The organism is Micromonospora sp. NPDC049903 (genome assembly GCF_044460945.1).
Taxonomy (GTDB): domain Bacteria; phylum Actinomycetota; class Actinomycetes; order Mycobacteriales; family Micromonosporaceae; genus Micromonospora.
Genome location: NZ_JBITKL010000002.1, coordinates 558,957 through 577,763, shown reverse-complemented (window position 1 = coordinate 577,763; position 18,807 = coordinate 558,957). Strand labels below are relative to the sequence as shown.

Genomic DNA, 18,807 nt, shown 5'->3' with positions numbered 1-18,807 from the left:
GAGGGCCGCGAAGCGCGGCCAGGTGCCGACCAGTGTACGCGGCGACGGTCACGCCACCCGTCGCGGCCGGCGTGCCTGTCACGCCGACCCGGGATCGACCCGTCAACCGACGATGTCCGGCACCGCCACGACCTCGTCGTCCAGGCGCAGCCACCAGCCCCGCTCGGGGTGGTGGTCGAGGATCTCGGCGTTGGTCAGGCCGCGCGGCAGCCGTGGCGTCAGCAGCTCGCCGTCGGCCAGCCGCAGCACCCGGGTACGCCCGTTCCAGAGCCGACGGAAGACCGGTGCCAGCAGGGCGTAGTCGCCGCAGCCGGTGAACCGGCCCCGGATCGCCCATTTGCCGCTGATCTGCCGCCACCCGGATGCCTGGTGGATCCACTCGGCCACCGTGCCGTCGGCGGCCAGCGTCACGCAGCCGAAGAAGTCCGCCCCGGAGCCGATGTTGTTCCGGATCCGGGAGCCTTCCGAGCAGACGTAGCGCACGCCCGCCCGCAGCAGCGTCGCGCTCAGCGACACGTGCGGGTCGTGCTCCGGGATGCCCGCCAGGTCGACCGGGAAGTCGTCCGGGGCGAGCTGCCACGGCTCGGCCTCCCAGTGCACCGCGCGCTCCGCGAGGTCGACCCGCAGCGGGGCCGCGTACCGCAGATCGCCCATCAGGTTGCCGTGCGAGAGCACCAGGTGCCAGACCGGGCTGTCGGAGACGGCCGATCCGCCGTGCATCAGGGGCAGCGGGCGGACGGTGGCGAGCCGGTCGAGGCCGGTCACCCGCAGCGGCACCGGTGCGGCGTCCGGCCCGGCGACGAAGACCGCACGGTCGACACCGGCCAGCACCACGACCCCACCGTCCGGGTGGGCCACCACGGTCGGGTTGGCGTACCGCTGCGCCTCGGACAGCACGACGTCCAGGTCGACCACCCGTGCACCGGTCCCGGTCACCCAGACCACGACGAACTCGTCGCCCCCGTCCGGGCCGACGACGACCAGGTCACCGCCGACGTCGGTGCAGTGCGCGAGGGCGAGCACCCCGGGAAGGCCGATCCGCAGCATCGGCCCACCCTATGCCGTCGCCGATTCCGTTGCGGTGGCGGGAGATCGGGGTGGACGGAACCGCCAACCGTTGTCGGCAAAGCGATCCGGTCGACTTCCCGGCTGCGGGAAGGCGAGCAGGGCTCATACTCCCTGCGGGAAATGCTCCTGCCACGAGAGGACAGCATGCGAGTCAGCACCATCACGCGCCGGTTCCTGGCCGTCGCGACCGCGATCGCGCTGGGGGTCGCGTCGCTGGCCACACCGGTGACGGCGGCACCGGCCGTCGGCGGTACGGATCCGCTCGCCCGGGCCGCCGCGAGCACTGCGCCGGTCACCCGGCAGATCGTCGGCGCGGTCGCGGTGGGCGACAGGTATCCGTACGTGTTCGTCATCGGGACCGACGGCAACCTCTGGATCAACTGGCAGGACCAGTCAGAGCAGTGGAACTGGTCGAACATGGGCACACCACCGGGGGTCGGCCTGCGGATGCCGATCGGCGTGACCATCGTCGACGGCTTCAGCCGCCCGTACGCCTTCCTTCTCGGCACCGACCAGAACGTCTGGAGCCTGTGGCGGTCGGCGACGAGTTGGCAGTGGCGCAACCAGGGCAGCCCCCCGGGGGCCAACTTCGTGAGCTGGCCGAGCTTCGCCGCCGTCGCGGTGGACGACACCAGCCCGTACCTCTTCGTCCGCAGCGACGGCGACGAGACGGTGTGGGTCAACTGGTGGAACGGGGCGGTGTGGAACTGGACGAACATCGACTCGCCGCCCGACGGCATCGCGGCCACCGGACCGGTCGGTGTGCTGCTGGAGAACGGCACGCCGCAGGTCTACACCGTCAGCAACGCCGGCCGGCTCTGGACCACCCGTTTCGACGACACGGCCGCGCCCTGGGTCGACCTGGGCCAGCCGCCGGGCGTCTGGCTCACCGACGCGGGTACGCCCTTCGGCGCCCGCAGCGCGGTGCAGGTCGCACCGGACGCCCGGCCGTACCTGCTCGCTACCGGCAGCGACGACAACGCGTGGCTGCGCTGGTGGACCGGCACCCAGTGGGAGTGGCACAACCTGGGCTCACCGCCGGAGCAACTGGTCCCGGGCACGCTCGGTGCCCTCTCGGTGAACGGCACCTCGCCGTTCTCCTTCTTCGCCACCAACGGGGGCGGCCTGTGGATCAACTACTGGGACGGGCTCAACTGGTACTGGAGTGACCAGAGTCCGCCGTTCCGGCCCTCCCTGACCGGTACGGCGGTGCTCGCGCCGCAGAACTCCACCCGACCGGCGATCTTCCTGAGGGACACCGCCGGCAACCTGTGGAGCCGATGGTGGAACGGCAGCTACTGGAGCTGGACGAACCGCAGTCTCTGAGCGGCGGCCACGCCACCGGCACCACGGGCCGGTGGCGTGGCCGGCGAACCAGCGGACCGGTGGCGCGGTTGGTGGGCCGGTGCGGAGTCAGCGGGTCGGTGGCGGGCCGTCCGCGACCGGTGCCGGGTCCCCGTCGGTGCCCGAGCCGTCGGTGCCGAACCCGTCGAGCGCGGCGCGCTCGTCGAGGGTGCGCAGCTCCTGGAAGACGGTGATGTGCAGGTCGGCCGGCGCGTCGAGACGGGCGTTGACCGACTGCCAGGGCGTGGTGGTCGGCGGGGCCACCTCGGCGGCGCCACCGTCGACCAGCCGTTGTGTGGTGGCCCGGGCGTCGTCGACCTCGAACGCGACCCGGATGCGCGGCGCGACCTGCCGGCCCACCTCGACGTCGTCGATCATCCGCTTCTGCGCCGGGTTGGCGATCTCCAACGTGGCCCGGCCGGCGTCCAGGATCACCACCTCGGCACCGTCGCCGCCGGAGTACGCCGCCTGCTCGGGCAGGCCCAGCACGTCACGGTAGAACCGGACGGCCGCCTCGTAGTCGTCGGCCTCGACCACCAGCCGCAACTGGCGCACCGGCGGTACCGCACCCGGACTCGTCACCGTCGTCCCCCTCCGCTCCGGCGCGACACCGCGAGGCCGCGACACCCGCCCGACCATACCGGCGGCCCGACACCGTGAGCGCGGGCGCTCGCGGCACCGTCGGTGCTGGGCATCGTCGGTGGGACGTGGCACCATTCGGCGGGTGACCAGCAGCGCCGCCGAAGCGGCCCACCTGCGCGATCTCGCGCGGCTGCGCCGCGTCCGGGACCGGATCGACCGCGAGTACGCCCAGCCGCTCGACGTCGAGGCGCTCGCCCGTGGGGTGAACATGTCGGCCGGGCACCTCAGTCGTCAGTTCCGCCTCGCCTACGGCGAGTCGCCGTACGGCTATCTGATGACCCGGCGCATCGAGCGCGCCATGGCGTTGCTGCGACGCGGCGACCTCAGCGTCACCGATGTCTGTTTCGCGGTCGGCTGCGCCTCGCTGGGCACCTTCAGCACCCGCTTCACCGAGTTGGTCGGTGTGCCGCCGAGTGTCTACCGGCGCGAGGCGGCCCAGGCGACGGCGGGCATCCCGGCGTGCCTGTCGAAGCAGGTCACCAGACCGATCAGGAATCGAGAAGCACAGGTCAGACAGCCGCAACTAACGTGACCGGCATGGACATCACCATTCACGCGAGCTTCCTCCCGCAGACCGACCCGGACGCCGCGTTGCGCTTCTATCGGGACACGCTCGGCTTCGAGGTCCGCAACGACGTCGGGTACGGCGGGATGCGCTGGATCACGGTCGGTCCACCCGACCAGCCCGGCACCTCTATCGTCCTGCACCCGCCGCACGCCGACCCGGGCGTCACCGACGACGAGCGGCGCACCGTCGCCGAGATGATGGCCAAGGGCACGTACGCCGGCATCGTGCTGGCGACCAGGGACGTCGACGCCACGTTCGCGCAGTTGCAGGCCGGTGACACCGACGTCGTGCAGGAGCCGATCGACCAGCCGTACGGCATCCGCGACTGCGCCGTCCGCGACCCCGCCGGCAACCTGATCCGCATCCAGCAGATCGCCTGAGCCGCCGTCCGGCCGGGAGCCGACGCCCGACGGCCGGGAACGGGACGCGCCACGGCCGCCGGTGCGGTGAGACAGCCGCCGGTCGCTGAGACAGAGGGAGACACGATGAGCACGGTCCCGAAGAGCCGCTCGCAGGCGGGCGCGGCGCACGTCGCCGACAGCCACGACCTGATCCGGGTGCACGGCGCACGGGAGAACAACCTGGCGGACGTCAGCATCGAGATCCCCAAGCGCCGGCTCACGGTGTTCACCGGGGTCTCCGGGTCGGGCAAGAGCTCGCTGGTGTTCGACACCATCGCGGCCGAGTCACAGCGGCTGATCAACGAGACGTACAGCACCTTCGTGCAGGGCTTCATGCCGACGCTGGCCCGGCCCGAGGTGGACGTGCTCGACGGGCTGACCACCGCGATCATCATCGACCAGCAGCGGATGGGGGCCGATCCCCGGTCCACGGTCGGCACCGCCACCGACGCCAACGCCATGCTGCGCATCCTGTTCAGCCGGCTCGGGAAACCGCACATCGGCTCGCCCAACGCGTTCTCCTTCAACGTCGCCTCGGTCAAGGCCAGCGGCACGATCACCGTCGACCGTGGGGCCGGTAAGACGACGCGGCAGACCTTCACCCGTACCGGTGGGATGTGTCCGCGCTGCGAGGGGCGCGGCTCAGTTTCCGACATCGACCTGAGCCAGCTCTACGACGACTCCAAGTCGATCGCCGAGGGGGCGTTCACCATCCCCGGCTGGAAGTCGGACAGCTGGTGGACGGTGCGGACGTACGCCGAGTCCGGTTTCCTCGACCCGCACAAGCCGATCCGGAAGTTCACCAAGAAGGAGATGCAGGACTTCCTCTATCGGGAGCCGACCAAGGTGAAGGTCGAGGGGGTCAACCTCACCTACGAGGGGCTGATCCCCAAGGTGCAGCGCTCGTTCCTGGCCAAGGACCGGGAGTCGCTCCAGCCGCACATCCGGGCCTTCGTGGACCGGGCGGTCACGTTCACCACCTGCCCGGACTGTGGTGGCACCCGGCTCAGCGAGGCGGCCCGCTCCTCGAAGATCAAGAATGTCTCCATCGCCGACGCCTGCGCGATGCAGATCAGCGACCTGGCGCAGTGGGTCCGTGGCCTGGCCGAGCCCTCGGTGGCCCCGCTGCTGGCCGCCCTGGGACACACCCTGGACTCGTTCGTGGAGATCGGGCTGGGCTACCTCTCGCTCGACCGGCCGGCGGGCACGCTCTCCGGCGGCGAGGCGCAGCGCACCAAGATGATCCGTCACCTGGGTTCCTCGCTGACCGACGCCACGTACGTCTTCGACGAGCCCACCACCGGTCTGCACCCGCACGACATCGCTCGGATGAACGACCTGCTGCTGCGGCTGCGGGACAAGGGCAACACGGTGCTCGTGGTGGAGCACGAGCCGGACACCATCGCGATCGCCGACCACGTGGTCGACCTCGGTCCCGGCGCGGGCTCGAACGGTGGCACGGTCTGTTTCGAGGGCACCGTCGAGGGGTTGCGGGCCAGCGGCACCGTCACCGGTCGACACCTGGACGACCGGGTCGCCCTGAAGGAGTCGGTCCGCAAGCCCACCGGCACGCTGGAGATCCGGGGTGCGCGCTCGCACAACCTGCGGGGCGTCGACGTCGACATCCCGCTCGGCGTGCTGGTGGCGGTGACCGGGGTGGCCGGTTCCGGCAAGAGTTCGCTGGTGCACGGCTCGATCCCGCCCGGGGCGGACGTGGTGTCGGTGGACCAGACGCCGATCCGGGGTTCGCGCCGCAGCAACCCGGCCACCTACACCGGCCTGCTCGACCCGATCCGCAAAGCGTTCGCCAAGGCCAACGGCGTGAAGCCCGCCCTGTTCAGCCCGAACTCCGAGGGCGCCTGCCCGGCCTGCAACGGCGCCGGGGTGCTCTACACCGACCTGGGGATCATGGCCGGGGTGGCCACCACCTGCGAGGAGTGCGAGGGCCGCCGGTTCGACGCCTCGGTGCTGGAGTACCGGCTCGGCGATCGGGACATCAGCGAGGTGCTCGCGATGCCGGTGAGCGAGGCCCGGGAGTTCTTCGGCGCCGGTGCGGCGCGTACCCCGGCCGCGCACACCATCCTCGGACGGCTGACGGACGTCGGCCTCGGCTACCTCAGCCTCGGGCAGCCGCTCACCACGCTCTCCGGCGGCGAGCGGCAGCGGCTCAAGCTCGCCACCCACATGGGCGACAAGGGCGGCGTCTGGGTCCTCGACGAGCCGACCACCGGCCTGCATCTCGCCGACGTCACGCACCTGCTCGGCCTGCTCGACCGGCTCGTGGACGCCGGCCGGTCGGTCATCGTGGTGGAGCACCACCAGGCGGTGATGGCGCACGCCGACTGGATCATCGACCTCGGTCCGGGCGCGGGCCACGACGGCGGCCGGATCGTCTTCGAGGGCACCCCGGCCGACCTGGTCGCCGCCCGCTCCACCCTCACCGGCGAGCACCTGGCGGCCTACGTGGGCCGCTGACCGTCGATGGCTCAGCGGGTCAGGTGGGTGGGCATGCTGGTCACCACGATGCCGGGGTGCCGGCGCAGGGCCCGGCGCAGGCGCTGCTCGGTGCGGTAGTGCAGCAGCCGCTGCCAGGGGTGCTCCACGATCACGTCGGGCACCACCACGGTGAGGGTCAGGTCCGGACGGCTGCGCCGCAGCGCGCTGACGTACCCGGCCAGCGGCGGGATGATCACGCGGTGCGGCGAGAGGATCGTCTCCAGCGGGACGTGGTCGCCCCAGGTGGCCCACTCCGCGCGGAACCGGTCCGCCTCGACCCGCTCCGGGCTGACGTGCAGGGCGAGCGCCGGTTGGCCGAGCGAGCCGACGTAGGCGAGGGTACGCAGGGCCGCCTGGTTGAGCCGGGCCACCGGGACCAGGAACAGGTGCCGGACCTGCTGCGGGACGATCGGCGGTGGTACGTCCCCGGCCGGGCCCGCGCCGTCGGTCTGCGCCACCGAGTGCAGGCCGAGGGCCTGCTGGACGTGGTCGTAGTGGCGGCGGACCCGGCGGAACAGAAGGACCAGCAGCGGTACGGCCAGCACCACCACCCAGGCGCCCTCGGTGAACTTCGTGACCGCGGCGGTCACCAGCACCAGCGCCGACAGCGTCGCGCCGACGCCGTTCAGGGTGGCGCGCCGCCGCCAGCCCGGCTCACGGTGCCGCTGCCAGTGGCGGACCATCCCGGTCTGGGAGAGCGTGAAGGCGAGGAAGACACCGACCGCGTAGAGCGGGATCAGCGAGTGGGTCCGACCGCCGAACGCGACGAGCAGCACCGCGGCGGCCACCGCGAGCGCGATCAGCCCGTTGCTCAACGCCAGCCGGTCCCCCAGGTGCAGGAAACGGCGCGGGACGTAGCCGTCGCGGGCCATGAAGTACAGCAGTCGCGGCAGGTCGTTGAAGGCGGTGTTCGCGGCCAGGAGCAGCACGAGGGCGGTGGCGGCCTGGACGAGCGCGTACCAGGGGCCGGTGGGGAAGGTGTGCCGGGCCAGTTGGGACAGCAGCGTCTGGTCGGCACGGGGCGTCAGGCCGTTGAGGTGGAACAGCACCACCAGACCGACGAAGATCGCGATCAGGATGCCGACCATCCAGGTGAGCACGGTACGAGCGTTGCGCCACTCGGTCGGGCGGAAGACCGGCACCGCGTTGGAGACCGCCTCGATGCCGGTCATCGACGTCGCGCCGGACGCGAAGGCCCGCAGCACCAGGAGCAGCCCGAGCCCCTCCACGGCCGGCGTCGGCGGCGGGGCGACGACGGTGAACCCGTCGGCGGCGGCGCGTACGAGACCGACGGCGATCAGCCCGAGCACGGCGACCAGGAAGAAGTACGTCGGCGCGGCGAACACGTTGCCGGCGACCCGGATGCCGCGCAGGTTGCCGGTCAGCAGCAGGCCGATGACGACCAGCGCGAACGGCACGCTGTACGGCGCGAGGGCGGGCAGCGCCGAGGTGATCGCGGCGGCACCGGCGGACACCGACACCGCGACCGTGAGCACGTAGTCGAGGACGAGACCGGCCGCCGCGCCCAGGCCCGCGCGCGGCCCGAGGGTGTCGCTGGCCACCAGGTACGACCCGGCGCCGTGCGGGTACGCGTACACGGTCTGCCGGTACGACGTGCCGACCGCGAGCATCAGCACGACCAGTCCCGCCGCGATCGGCAACGACAGCCCCAGGGCGCCGCTGCCGGCGAGGACCAGCACGGTCAGCATCGCCTCCGGCCCGTACGCGACCGAGGAGAGCAGGTCGGAGGCGAGCACCGGCAGCGCGAGGAACTTCGGCATCCGCTCGCGCAGGATCGCCCCGCTGGTCAGCGGCGGCCCGAGCAGCAGTCGACGCAGGCGGCCGAGTGCTCGCCCCTCCACGGTGTCCTGCCGTTCGGCGGTGGGGGTGGCGGTCAGCCGACCCGCCTCGTCCGGCACGAACAGCACCCGGTGTCGGCCCGCGCCCTCGGCGGTCCGCACCTCGTCCGCCTGCGGGTCCACCGGCAGCGCCCGTACGGTGTCGTCGACCCGCCACCGCGCGCCGAGTCGCCGCAGCACGTCGAGGTCGGCCGGGGAGAGCGGCGGCAGTTCGGCGGAGGGGCTGAAGGTCGCCGACCCCGCTGCCTGCTCCGGGTCCTGCCCCGACCTGCCCACCGTGCCTCCGCCTCGTGCCCGCTGCCCGCACCGTCGACCATTCCAGGAACACCGTGCGGGCAACGCCGATCGGCGGAAGCGACACCGGCTCGTGGTGTCAGCCGGTGGTGGCGGACCGGACGGCCACCGCGTTGGCCGTGACGACCATGGCGATGCCGAGCCACTCGTGCGGTTGGAGCACCTGGCCGAGCAGCAGCAGACCGGCGAGCGCCGCCAGCACCGGGTGGATGCTCATGAAGACGCCGAAGAACCGGGCCGGCACGGTGCGCAGCGCCACGAGGTCGGCGGCGTACGGCACCACCGAGGCGAGGACACCGGCGGCCACGGCGAACAGCAGCGCGGTGCCGACCAGTCGTCCCTGGGCGAGCAGGGTGATCGCGACCGGCAGGGCGAGCAGGGCGGAGACCAGGCTCGCCGCCGCCGGGGCCTGCAACCCCGGCAGCCGGGCCCCGACCAGCCGGTTGAGCAGGATGTACGACGCCCAGCACGCCGCCGCGAGCAGACCCAGCGCCACCCCGACGAGGTCGCTGGTCGGGCCCGGCAGGACCAGCACGTAGACGCCGAGGCAGGCGCCGAGGGCGCAGAGCAGGTCGCGGCGGGTCCGGGAGCCGGCCAGCGCGACGGCGAGCGGGCCGAGGAACTCCAGGGTGACGGCCAGGCCGAGACCGATCCGGTCGACCGCGCTGTAGAGGCTGAGGTTCATCGCGGCGAAGACCACCCCGAGCAGCAGGGTCGGCCACCACTGCGCCCAGGTGAAGCGACGCAGGTCGGGGCGTACGGTCGGCAGCAGCACCGCCGCCGCGACGAGTTGCCGCACGGCCACCACCCCGGCGGGCCCGATGGCACCGAAGGCGTGCGCCCCCAGGGCCGCCCCGACCTGGTTGCTCGCCGCGCTGGCGGTCATCGTGGCGATCCCCCGCACCAGCGGCCCTCGGCCGACATCGGCCGGCCGACCGTCGCTCGGGGTGACGTCGTCGCGCTCCACTGTCCGTACCGTCATGAGGGCAGTGTCGAACGCCCCGACTCATACCGGAAATGCATCGACCGCGTCACCTATACGCTGAGCGTATGGATGTGCAGTTACGTCAGCTCCGTACACTGGTCGCGGTCGTCGACGCCGGGACGTTCACCGACGCGGCGGGGGTCCTGGGGGTCTCCCAGGCGGCCGTCTCCCGGTCGATCGGCGCGCTGGAGGCCACGCTCGGCGCCCGGCTGCTCCAACGGACCACCCGGCACGTCTCGCTCACCGGCACCGGCACCCGCGTCCTCGCCGCCGCGCGCCGGGTCCTCGACGACGTCGCCCACCTGCACCGGATCGTCGAGGAGTCCCGCGCCGAGCTGCGCTTCGGTTACGCCTGGGCGGCGTTGGGCAAGCACACCCGACGGCTGCAACGCGCCTGGGCCGCCGCCCACCCGCAGGTGCCGTTGATGTTCGTGCACTGCAACACCCCGACCGCCGGGCTCAGCGAGGGCACCGCCGACGTCGCCGTGGTCCGGCGGCAGCTCACCGACCCCCGCTTCGACAGCGCCCTGCTCGGGACGGAGTCCCGCTACGCCGCCATGGCCACCGACAACCCGCTGGCCCGACGACGGTCGGTACGCGTCACCGACCTGATCCGGTACCCGTTCGCCATCGACAGCCGCACCGGCACCACCACCCCCGCCCTGTTCCCACCGGGTGCGGCACCCGGCACCATCCGCACCACGCACAGCGTCGACGAGTGGCTCACCCTGATCGCGGCCGGTCAGGCGGTCGGTATCACCTCGGAGGCCACCGCCAACCAGAATCCCCGCCCCGGGGTGGCGTACCGGGCCGTCCGCGACACCCCGCCGATCCCGGTCTGGTTGGCCTGGTGGAAGGACGACCCGCCGGCCCACCTCACCGAGTTGGTCACTCTCGCGTGCGAGGCGTACCGCAGCGGCCGACCCGCAGCGGAGCAGGCCGGATAGCCCTCAGGAGCCGGGCGGCGGGAGCGGCAGCTCGACGGGGGACGCCTCCCCGACCGGCGTGGCGGAGTGCGCCGGTGGACGCATGTCGGTACGCGGCAGCCGGCTGTGCAGACGCCCGCCGGTCGGGTCCGTCCGCCCGGACACCTCGCAGGTCACCATCAGGATCGGCGGCGGCGGCGCGGTGAACCGGCCGGCACCCCACCGCACCCACAGCGGTACGCGCCCGGCGTCGGCCTCGGCGAGCAGCTTGTCCCAGGTACGCCGTCGGGTGCCGTGGTCGACCTCGACGACGACCGGCGGCCCGTCCGGGCGGGCACACGCCACGTCCAGGACCGACTGCCGGTCCGACATCGGCGGCGGCAACGGCACCACGCTGGGCGCGCGCCGATAGACCCGCCAGCCCCGCTCCCCCGCCCAGTGCACGACCTCGTCGATCAGCCGGGCGGTGACCTGGTCGACGGTCAGGTCGGTGAAGGTGACCGCGTCGAGCCGGACCGCCAACGACGCCGCCAACCGTTCCGCGTCGACAGCCACCGCCGCAGGGTAGCCGCAGCGACCGACGCGCCGCACCGGCGGCCCGGCGTCAGCACACCGGCCGCCCGGTCCCCAGACGGCGACCGGCCCGGCGTCACCGGTCCGACGGACCGCCGCGTCGACCCTGAAGGAACGCGATGACGCCCCAGACGACGAATCCGAGCAGCGCCACGGTGATCACCACAGCGGTGAGGTGCCAGGGCTTCACGTGGTCCTCCTCTGTCGCCGAGTGTCGCACACACGGTAGTCGCCGCCGTCGACCAAGGGTTCGCGGATCACTGCTCGACGACCGCCGGGCGGAAGGTCGCCTGGTTGCCGCCCGCGCGTTTCGCCGCGTACATGGCACGGTCGGCCTGGGTGAGGGCGTCGCCGACGGAGTACGCCGGTCCGCTGGCCACACCGACGCTAACCCGGGCGCGCCACACCGCCATCCCGGCCACCGCGTCCACCGCCCGCCGGGCGACCTTCGTGCCGTCGGCGGTGTCGGCGTCGGGCAGGATCGCGACGAACTCGTCACCGCCGAGCCGGGCCACGAAGTCGCCCTTGCGGACGCTGGCGGTGAGCACCTGCGCGACGGCCCGCAGCACCTCGTCACCGGCCGCGTGGCCCAGCGAGTCGTTGATGTGCTTGAACCGGTCGATGTCCACCGCCAGCACCGCCACCGGCCGGTCGGCGGGGGTGCCGGAGGCGGCCAGGGTCCGCAGGAAGACGTCGAGTCCCCGACGGTTGGCGACACCGGTGAGCGGGTCGGTCTGCGCCGCCCGTTCGGCCTGTTCGTGCTGCCAGCGCAACAGGTCGTACGACTGCATGGTCATCGCCGTGTGCAGCCAACGGTGCCGTTGCCGCCAGAGCAGTTCGGCGAGCGCGTCACCGTAGGTGAGCCCCGGTACGGCGTCCGACGACCCGTTGATGGTCAGCAGCACCGCATGCGTCCGGTGCAGGGCCGCCGAGATCAGCCAGTCGGTCTCGACCGGCAGGGCGGAGACCGCCTGCTCGATGACCCGTAGCGCCTCACCCGGTCGCCCCGAGCGGCGCAACGCGACGGCGTGAAACGGTCGACACAGCAGCAGTTCCTGGTGTTGTCGCAGACCGGAGTCCTCCAGCAGGGCCGCGTACCGGGGAATGTCGGCCGCCGCGCCGGCCGGGTCCTGGCGGTCGGCGCGGGCGCAGGCGGCATAGAGCAGCGCCAGCAGCCGCCACACCCGCGCCTGGGGGCCGGACGCCTCGGTGGCCGCGCGGGTCGCGTGCGCCTCGGCGGTGGTGGTGTGCCGCTCCGCCACCGCGACCTGGCCCACCTGGTACAACTCCAGCGCCCACAGCAGGTTGAGTTCGGCGAGGTTGCACAGCCACATGGCCCGGTTGCCGTTGTCCGGGTAGTCCGGGTGTCGCGTCGTCTCGTAGGCCGCCTCGAACTGCGGCGCGGCCAACTCGTAGAGCCGCAGTTGGGCGTAGCCGATGGCGATCCCGGTGTGCGCGTTACCCATGATCACCGGGTCGGGTTCGTCGACGAGCAGGGCGGTCTCGGCACTGACCAGGTCCCGCAGCACCGTCTCCACGTCGTACTCGGAGATGTCCTTGTCACCGACGCGCAGCCGCCGGGTGGCACGCAGCGACAGCGCGCACGACCGCCATCCGGCGCTGCCCTCGCGGTCCGCAGCGGCCAGCATCAGGTCGGCGGCGGCCACGGCGGCCCGCAGCTCACCGAGCCGGGTCAACGCCACGACCCGGGCGAAGTGCAGCGCCGCCGGTCCGTCGGCGATCTCCCCGGTGGCCTCGCGCAGCGTCGTCTCGGCGGTCGCCAACGCCGGGGCGGCGGCGCCGGTCTGGGCCTCCTCGACGAGTCGCAGCGCCCGGAGGGTCACATCGTCCATGCGGTCCTCCGCACCGCCCAGGAAAGAAACAGGACGATGTTACGACATGAATCCGCCATCACGATCCGCCGCCGTTCGGTGTGCAATCACGGCAGGCCGGTCGAATCGGGTGTCGTACGAGGTCATCCGGTCTGGCGGTGTTGGGTTTCGGTTGGCACGGTCGCTGTACTTCGCTGTTGTACGTCTGGCGGCTGTCTGGTCCACCCGACGAAGCGGCGGTGCAGGGTGCCGGCGGGTGCCCAGGGCATGTCCTCGGCGGCCTGGACGAGGTAGGCCCCGAGGTAGAGGGCCAGAGACACCGGCGCGTCCGCGTACTCCGCGCGCAGTTCCCGCCGCCGCGTCGGACACGGCCACGGCAGGTCACAGCCGCCGCAGCTCCAGATCGGCATCACCGGACCGTGACTGGTCACCGCACACCGCCCAGAAACCAGCCGTCGCGTCCTCGAAGGTGATCCGCCTGGATCGCAAGCTCTGCGCCGCTGGTCACCGCTCACCGTTCCCGGGCCAGTGGCCGCGCTCGATCGGGATTCGGTGCTGGGCCTGGCAGGGCAAGTCGACTCCGCACCGGCAGACCCGCCGCCATCGCCGCCAACACCAGACCGGCCGATGCCGGCGGGCGAGGGTCAGAGCCGTGGCCGCCAGATACTCGTCGTACGAGATGCGCCGGTTCGACCACAAGGCATTCCCGCCCGACGCCGGGTGCGGTGGTATGCCTCGCGCGAGATCCAACAACCGTCGTCGGGCGGCCTCCTGCTCCATCGCCTGGATGCGTTCTCCGATGCCGGGAGCCGCCGACGGCGACAACGGGAAGTACCGGCTGACAACGCTCCGCAGGAGTCGAACATTCACCGTCATGTGGCCGGCCCTCCGTCCTCAGGGCATGGAGGGCACCTGCTGATGTGCCTCGTCCGCGCCCGGTTTCAGTGAGGTCCAGCGTCACGCCAGGCACGCTCACCGAGCCAGAGGGTGAGCGTCCGCTAACTACGTGTGCTGTCCGCTGATGGCCGCCGCCCAGGTGCGTACTCGATGCACGCCTCACGCAACGTCGCCGCCTCTGGCGCCCCCGACTGCTCCACCTTCGCCAGCAACTCCGCGGCCCGCCACCAGTTCGACGGCACCACCCGTCCGGACGCCACCGCCTGTGCACCCAGAGCCGCCGCCTCATCCGGCTGACCGGCAGCGACCAGGGCAAGACCAAGGTCGAGACGGGCCGACGCGGACCGGCGAGGTCGCGCTCCCCCATCGCCGGACGGATCCAGAACGGCCAGCACCGCCCGCGCTATCTGCTCGGCACCGGGGTCACCCGCCCACGCCAAAGTCGTGGCCGTGTACGCGGCGGCCTTGGCCGGGTCGTAGCGATAGTGGTGCTCGGCTCGCTCAGGAACAGGCAGATTCGCCGTCAGCCGCTCCACCCGGTCCAACGCTCGCCGGGTCGCACCGACATCCCCGATCCGAGCCCACGCACGAGCCTCCTGAGCAGTCGCCTGGATGCGGGCAGAACTCCCCTTCGGAGCGATCCGCTGTGCCTGCCGGGAAAGATCAAGTGCCGTCCGGTAGTCACCTTGAGTCAGCACGTCCCAGGCTCGGGTTTCGAGACACCATGCCTGGATCTCGCCATGCTCAGCGTGTTCGGCGAGATCACGGGCGGCTCGCAAGTGGGCAGCCGCAGCGGCCCGCTGCCGGAGGTCGATGTGTACGGTCGCCCGCAGCACCGCCAACCAGCCACCGGCAACCAACAGCCGTCGCTGCTGAGCAAGCGTGACCCGCCCGTCCAACAACCGCCCGACATAGGCGACATGCCGCCGCACCAACGGCAGAAGATCCGCCGGGGCCATCGTCGGATAGGAACTGGCAAGATCGTCGACGCCCTGCTCGATCCGATCGAGCACGTCTCCGCTGACATCACTGGCGGCGACTCTCGCCCGCAACTCGCCAGCCTCAGCCGCATGGTCGATCGGTGCCTCCACCAAGCGAGCAAGCACACCCCCCGCGTCGAGAACGCGGTCCAGGTGACGAGCCGTGTCGACCGTCGGAGCCTTGAGCCCCGCCTCCAACTCGTGCAGATGGCTCTTACTCCGATGGGCGAGTTGCCCGAGGGAACGAAGCGACAGACCGCGCCGCTCCCGAAACTCACGCAGGACTAAACCGAAGCGCGGGTCGACGGACGAGGCCATAGTGCCGCTCCAAGCTCAAGAGGCCAGGCGACCTCAACGGCCACCACCTCGTCGGACGGTACCCCGACATGTCGCACGTCGATGACCCTTCGCTTGCAAGTTCTGGGCGTCCGTCCGGCGGGGTCCGTCAGCGTCCGCGACCTGTAGTTCGCTGCTGTGCTTCCGGCAGCTGTCTGGTCCAGCCGATGAAGCGGCGGTGCAGGGTGCCGGCGGGTGCCCAGGGCATGTCCTCGGCGGCCTGGACGAGGTAGGCCCCGAGGTAGAGGGCCAGCGACACCGGCGCATCCGCGTACTCCGCGCGCAGTTCACGCCGCCGCGTCGGACACGGCCATGGCAGGTCACAGCCCCCGCAGCTCCAGATCGGCATGACCGGACCGTGGCTGGTCACCGCTGGTCCTCCGCCTGCGGCCAGTGTCCTCGGTTGATCGGTATCCGGTGTCGGGCTCGGCACGGCAGGTCGGCACCACAGTTGCAGATCCGCCGCCAGTGCTGCCAGGACCACACCGGCCGATGCCGCCGGGCGAGGGTCAACGCGGTGGCCGAGATGTACTCGTCATACGACACGCGCCGGGTGCTCACGGTTGGCTGGCCGGACGATGTGTCCACGCGTCGGGTCACCGGATGCTGTCCGGTCGGCGTGTGCTGGCTGATTCGTGATCGCCCTGGCAGCGCCGCAGTTGCCTCGCGTGGTCGAGGAGACGCTGCTGCGCCGCCGCCTGCTCGACGTCCTGATAGCGCTGCCCGGTCCCGGGCGGTGGCGGCGGCTGAGGCCGCCGAAACACCCACCGCATCAACGCGCGCAGTTCAGACCAGGTCGCCACAGACTCGCCCCCTCGATCGCGAAACAGGAAGCGGCGACGAGACTCCGTCCGACCCTATCGGGTCTCAGGCAGGCACAGGCTCGCCGCCGCCAGTGACGGGAACGCTACGAGCGGTCATCGGCTGCGGGAGGGAGAGTTTGTACCTGAGGGAGGGTTACCCGATCATGCCGATGGCGAGGGCCAACTCTCGGGCGTCCTCGCCGACCGTGCCCGGCCGGTTCGACAGTTCCAGGGCGACAGTGCGGGCGTACGGGTTGTGGCGCACCGTGTCGACGCTCTCCCGCAGCGCCCGGCCGAGCAGGTGGACCGCCGCGACCTCCCCACGGTCCAACATGTGCGCCCGAGCGGCATCAATCAGCGCGGCAGCCCGGCGAGTCTGCGAAGGCAACGCTCGGTAGTCGGTGGCGTCGGCCCTCCGCACCGCCTCCCCCGTGCGACACAGGTCCGTCTCGATGGTGACCGCGTACGCCGCACACGCCGCCGATCCGAACATCAGCCACGGATGGACGTACCCACCGCCGAGCCGGCTCGTGGCCGAGTCGGCGGCATCCCACGCCCGCCACGCCCGACCGGCCCGGCCAGCCTTGCTGTGTCCCAGCGCGATGCCGAGCTGCACCTGCCCCCACCGCGCCAACTGCTCACCACCCGCCGCCGGATCGACCAGACCTGCCGCCTCGACCAGCACCTGCTCGGCGGCATCCATCTGGTTCGCACCCCGATAGACGTGCGCGTAGTACCAGGCCGCCACCGCCATCGCCGCCGGGTCGTCAGCGTCCTGGGCAGCCGACATCGCCCGGTCGGCAGCCAGCCACACCAACTCCGGCAACGGCTGGTGCGCCAGGTACAACTGCACCAGGTGATACACCCGCGCCAACTCCACGAACGCCAGCCGACGGTCCCCGCCATCGAGCATCCGGGCACTCCGCTGCGCATCCGTCAGCAACCCGGGAAGCACCGCCGCCACCGCCGAACGCTCGGTCGTCGACCGATGCCACAAGGCCCACGCCTGATCCACCAGATCACGCATCACGACAACCGGCGTCACCGCGCCCACCGGCACCGACGCCCGCTGCATTACCGCCGCCACCTTGCCGACCTCGGAATGCCCCGCCCTGGTCACCGACGCCACCGGCAACGACTGATCACCGGTCAGATCCGCAAGATCGGAAATGTCGAGCACCTCGGCCAGCCGCAGCAACATGGGCAGGCGTGGCGGCAGCAGCCGCCCATTCTCCAGAGCCTTGACCCACTCCGCGCTACGCCCGACCAGACCGCCGAGAACGGGCCGAGTCTTCCCCGCACGCTCGCGATACATCCGAAGGCGCGCACCGAAGGTCGCGGAATCGCTCATCATCGTCTCCCAGGTAGCGGTCTGGGCAGCGGCCCACCAGTCACTACACCGGCGGACCACCACAGTCGACGGTACCCCCGTCCATCGCCCAGACGCGCCCCACCACGACGGTTGGCACCGCGACCGCCCGGCGAGCGCTTCCGACCTTCGGCACACCTCTGGGCCGAGGGCTGCTGCGACCTCTCCCTTGTAAGTTCAGGGCGCTCCGTCCGACGAGCCTCGGTAACGGCCAGCATCTGCCGCTCCAGCCGGTCCCGCTCGATGCCGTTGAACTGCCGTTTCGGCTCAACGTCCCGGCACGTCGCAGAGCTGGTCGGGTGGTATCGGACAGTCTCCTGCCAGGACTCCTACCGCTGCCCCATCTAGCCTGGATCGATGTCTGGTGATTCTGGATGACCCACGATGAGGTCATCTGCGCCTGCCGGTGCGAGGTCGAACCGACGAATCGCTCAGCTCACCATCCTGATTCGTCATAAGATGTCCGGCCGGGATGTCCCGTCTCGCACTGAGCTCATCTGCCACTGCCAGCGTCCCTGGACGCCAAAGGCCGTTGTACGGGGTGACGCGAAACCGAGGGCGGCCGACTCAGAAATGATGTTCAAAGATCCCCTTCCGCATCGTACGAACGTTCGACAGGATGGTCTGGCGGGGAGGTGATGTGGTGGCGGACCACAGTTCCATCGAGTGGACAGAGGCGACGTGGAATCCCACCACGGGGTGTGATCGAATCTCCCGGGGCTGCGACAACTGTTACGCGCTCGCGCTGTCAAAGCGGCTGAAAGCCATGGGCTCGGCCAAGTATCAGACCGACGGCGACCCGCGAACCTCCGGGCCTGGCTTCGGGGTTGCTGTTCACGAATCCGCGCTGGACATCCCCCGACATTGGCGTGACCCCCGGGTCGTATTCGTGAACTCGATGTCTGACCTCTTTCATGCTCGGGTGCCGTTGCCGTTCGTGCAGCGGGTGTTTGAGGTGATGCGGGAGACGCCGCAGCACACCTACCAGCTGCTGACCAAGCGAGCGGCCAGGTTGGCGAAGGTGGCGCCGCAGTTGGAGTGGACCCCAAATGTATGGATTGGGGTGAGTGTGGAGGATGCAACGGAGTTGGCGCGTGTTGACGACCTGCGGCAGGTTCCGGCTGCCGTCCGGTTCGTCTCGGCGGAGCCGCTACTCGGACCGCTCACAGACTTGAACCTAGCCGGGGTCGACTGGCTTATCGCCGGCGGCGAGTCCGGGCCGAACCATCGCCCCGTCGACCCGCAGTGGGTCCGAGATCTTCGGGACCGGTGCAGCGCTGCGGGAACAGCGTTCTTCTTCAAGCAGTGGGGAGGTCGCAGTCCAAAGGCTGGTGGCCGCGAACTGGATGGGCGGGAGCACTCCGAGATGCCTGCTCGCCTCGTCCATGCCGCCGTGCCTACAAAGTGACGGCCGGGAGCCGCCCGTCCATTGAG

At 71.3% G+C, this 18,807-nt stretch carries 16 protein-coding genes; 6 read left to right on the top strand and 10 right to left on the bottom strand.

Annotated features, from left to right (window positions below):
• Positions 1–102 precede the first annotated feature (102 nt).
• Positions 103–1,047, bottom strand: a complete 945-nt coding sequence (locus tag ACIBO1_RS07430) for a hypothetical protein (RefSeq protein WP_396742296.1) — start codon at positions 1,045–1,047, stop codon at positions 103–105.
• Positions 1,048–1,212: 165 nt separating this feature from the next.
• Here ACIBO1_RS07430 and ACIBO1_RS07425 point away from each other — a divergent pair, with 165 nt between their 5' ends.
• Complete coding sequence (locus ACIBO1_RS07425) at positions 1,213–2,394, top strand: hypothetical protein (RefSeq protein ID WP_396742294.1); 1,182 nt, start codon at positions 1,213–1,215, stop codon at positions 2,392–2,394.
• Positions 2,395–2,481: 87 nt separating this feature from the next.
• Here the strand turns inward: ACIBO1_RS07425 and ACIBO1_RS07420 are convergent, their stop codons facing one another.
• Positions 2,482–2,994 (bottom strand): VOC family protein, encoded by a 513-nt coding sequence (locus ACIBO1_RS07420; protein WP_396742292.1) that lies wholly within the window; start codon positions 2,992–2,994, stop codon positions 2,482–2,484.
• A gap of 142 nt (positions 2,995–3,136) precedes the next feature.
• On the opposite strand from ACIBO1_RS07420, the gene ACIBO1_RS07415 reads away from it, so the two are divergent.
• The 3 genes from ACIBO1_RS07415 to ACIBO1_RS07405 all read left to right on the top strand — a co-directional run bounded on the left by ACIBO1_RS07415 (position 3,137) and on the right by ACIBO1_RS07405 (position 6,498).
• Positions 3,137–3,586 carry a helix-turn-helix transcriptional regulator gene (locus ACIBO1_RS07415; protein WP_396693755.1) on the top strand — a complete coding sequence of 150 codons (450 nt, stop codon included), beginning with the start codon at positions 3,137–3,139 and terminating at the stop codon, positions 3,584–3,586.
• 5 nt (positions 3,587–3,591) lie between these two features.
• The gene (locus ACIBO1_RS07410) at positions 3,592–4,002 is read left to right on the top strand and encodes a VOC family protein (RefSeq protein WP_396742290.1); all 411 of its coding nucleotides are present in this window, start codon (positions 3,592–3,594) and stop codon (positions 4,000–4,002) included.
• Positions 4,003–4,107: 105 nt separating this feature from the next.
• Complete coding sequence (locus ACIBO1_RS07405) at positions 4,108–6,498, top strand: ATP-binding cassette domain-containing protein (protein ID WP_396742288.1); 2,391 nt, start codon at positions 4,108–4,110, stop codon at positions 6,496–6,498.
• Between the two features lie 11 nt (positions 6,499–6,509).
• Here the strand turns inward: ACIBO1_RS07405 and ACIBO1_RS07400 are convergent, their stop codons facing one another.
• Both ACIBO1_RS07400 and ACIBO1_RS07395 read right to left on the bottom strand, forming a co-directional pair.
• Positions 6,510–8,654: an APC family permease gene (locus tag ACIBO1_RS07400; protein ID WP_396742286.1), complete on the bottom strand. Its 2,145-nt coding sequence runs from the start codon at positions 8,652–8,654 to the stop codon at positions 6,510–6,512.
• A gap of 97 nt (positions 8,655–8,751) precedes the next feature.
• On the bottom strand, positions 8,752–9,654 hold the full coding sequence (locus ACIBO1_RS07395) for an EamA family transporter (RefSeq protein ID WP_396742284.1): 903 nt from the start codon (positions 9,652–9,654) through the stop codon (positions 8,752–8,754).
• 68 nt (positions 9,655–9,722) lie between these two features.
• Between ACIBO1_RS07395 and ACIBO1_RS07390 the strand changes: the two genes are divergently transcribed.
• Positions 9,723–10,604: a LysR family transcriptional regulator gene (locus ACIBO1_RS07390; RefSeq protein WP_396742282.1), complete on the top strand. Its 882-nt coding sequence runs from the start codon at positions 9,723–9,725 to the stop codon at positions 10,602–10,604.
• 3 nt (positions 10,605–10,607) lie between these two features.
• On the opposite strand, the gene ACIBO1_RS07385 is transcribed toward ACIBO1_RS07390, so the two are convergent.
• From ACIBO1_RS07385 to ACIBO1_RS07360, 6 genes are all read right to left on the bottom strand, one after another.
• Positions 10,608–11,138: a hypothetical protein gene (locus tag ACIBO1_RS07385; RefSeq protein ID WP_396742280.1), complete on the bottom strand. Its 531-nt coding sequence runs from the start codon at positions 11,136–11,138 to the stop codon at positions 10,608–10,610.
• A 275-nt stretch (positions 11,139–11,413) separates the two neighbouring features.
• Positions 11,414–13,009 (bottom strand): diguanylate cyclase, encoded by a 1,596-nt coding sequence (locus tag ACIBO1_RS07380; RefSeq protein WP_396742278.1) that lies wholly within the window; start codon positions 13,007–13,009, stop codon positions 11,414–11,416.
• A gap of 977 nt (positions 13,010–13,986) precedes the next feature.
• Positions 13,987–15,183, bottom strand: coding sequence for a multiprotein-bridging factor 1 family protein (locus ACIBO1_RS07375; RefSeq protein ID WP_396742276.1), 1,197 nt, complete (start codon positions 15,181–15,183; stop codon positions 13,987–13,989).
• A gap of 127 nt (positions 15,184–15,310) precedes the next feature.
• Entirely contained in the window at positions 15,311–15,571 is a 261-nt protein-coding gene (locus ACIBO1_RS07370; RefSeq protein WP_396742274.1) for a hypothetical protein, read from the bottom strand.
• Positions 15,568–15,762 (bottom strand): hypothetical protein, encoded by a 195-nt coding sequence (locus ACIBO1_RS07365; RefSeq protein ID WP_396742272.1) that lies wholly within the window; start codon positions 15,760–15,762, stop codon positions 15,568–15,570. The genes ACIBO1_RS07370 and ACIBO1_RS07365 overlap by 4 nt, the downstream gene beginning before the upstream one ends.
• A gap of 396 nt (positions 15,763–16,158) precedes the next feature.
• The gene (locus ACIBO1_RS07360) at positions 16,159–17,358 is read right to left on the bottom strand and encodes a helix-turn-helix domain-containing protein (RefSeq protein WP_396742270.1); all 1,200 of its coding nucleotides are present in this window, start codon (positions 17,356–17,358) and stop codon (positions 16,159–16,161) included.
• Positions 17,359–18,016: 658 nt separating this feature from the next.
• Here ACIBO1_RS07360 and ACIBO1_RS07355 point away from each other — a divergent pair.
• The gene (locus ACIBO1_RS07355; RefSeq protein ID WP_396742268.1) at positions 18,017–18,781 is read left to right on the top strand and encodes a DUF5131 family protein; all 765 of its coding nucleotides are present in this window, start codon (positions 18,017–18,019) and stop codon (positions 18,779–18,781) included.
• Positions 18,782–18,807 lie beyond the last annotated feature (26 nt).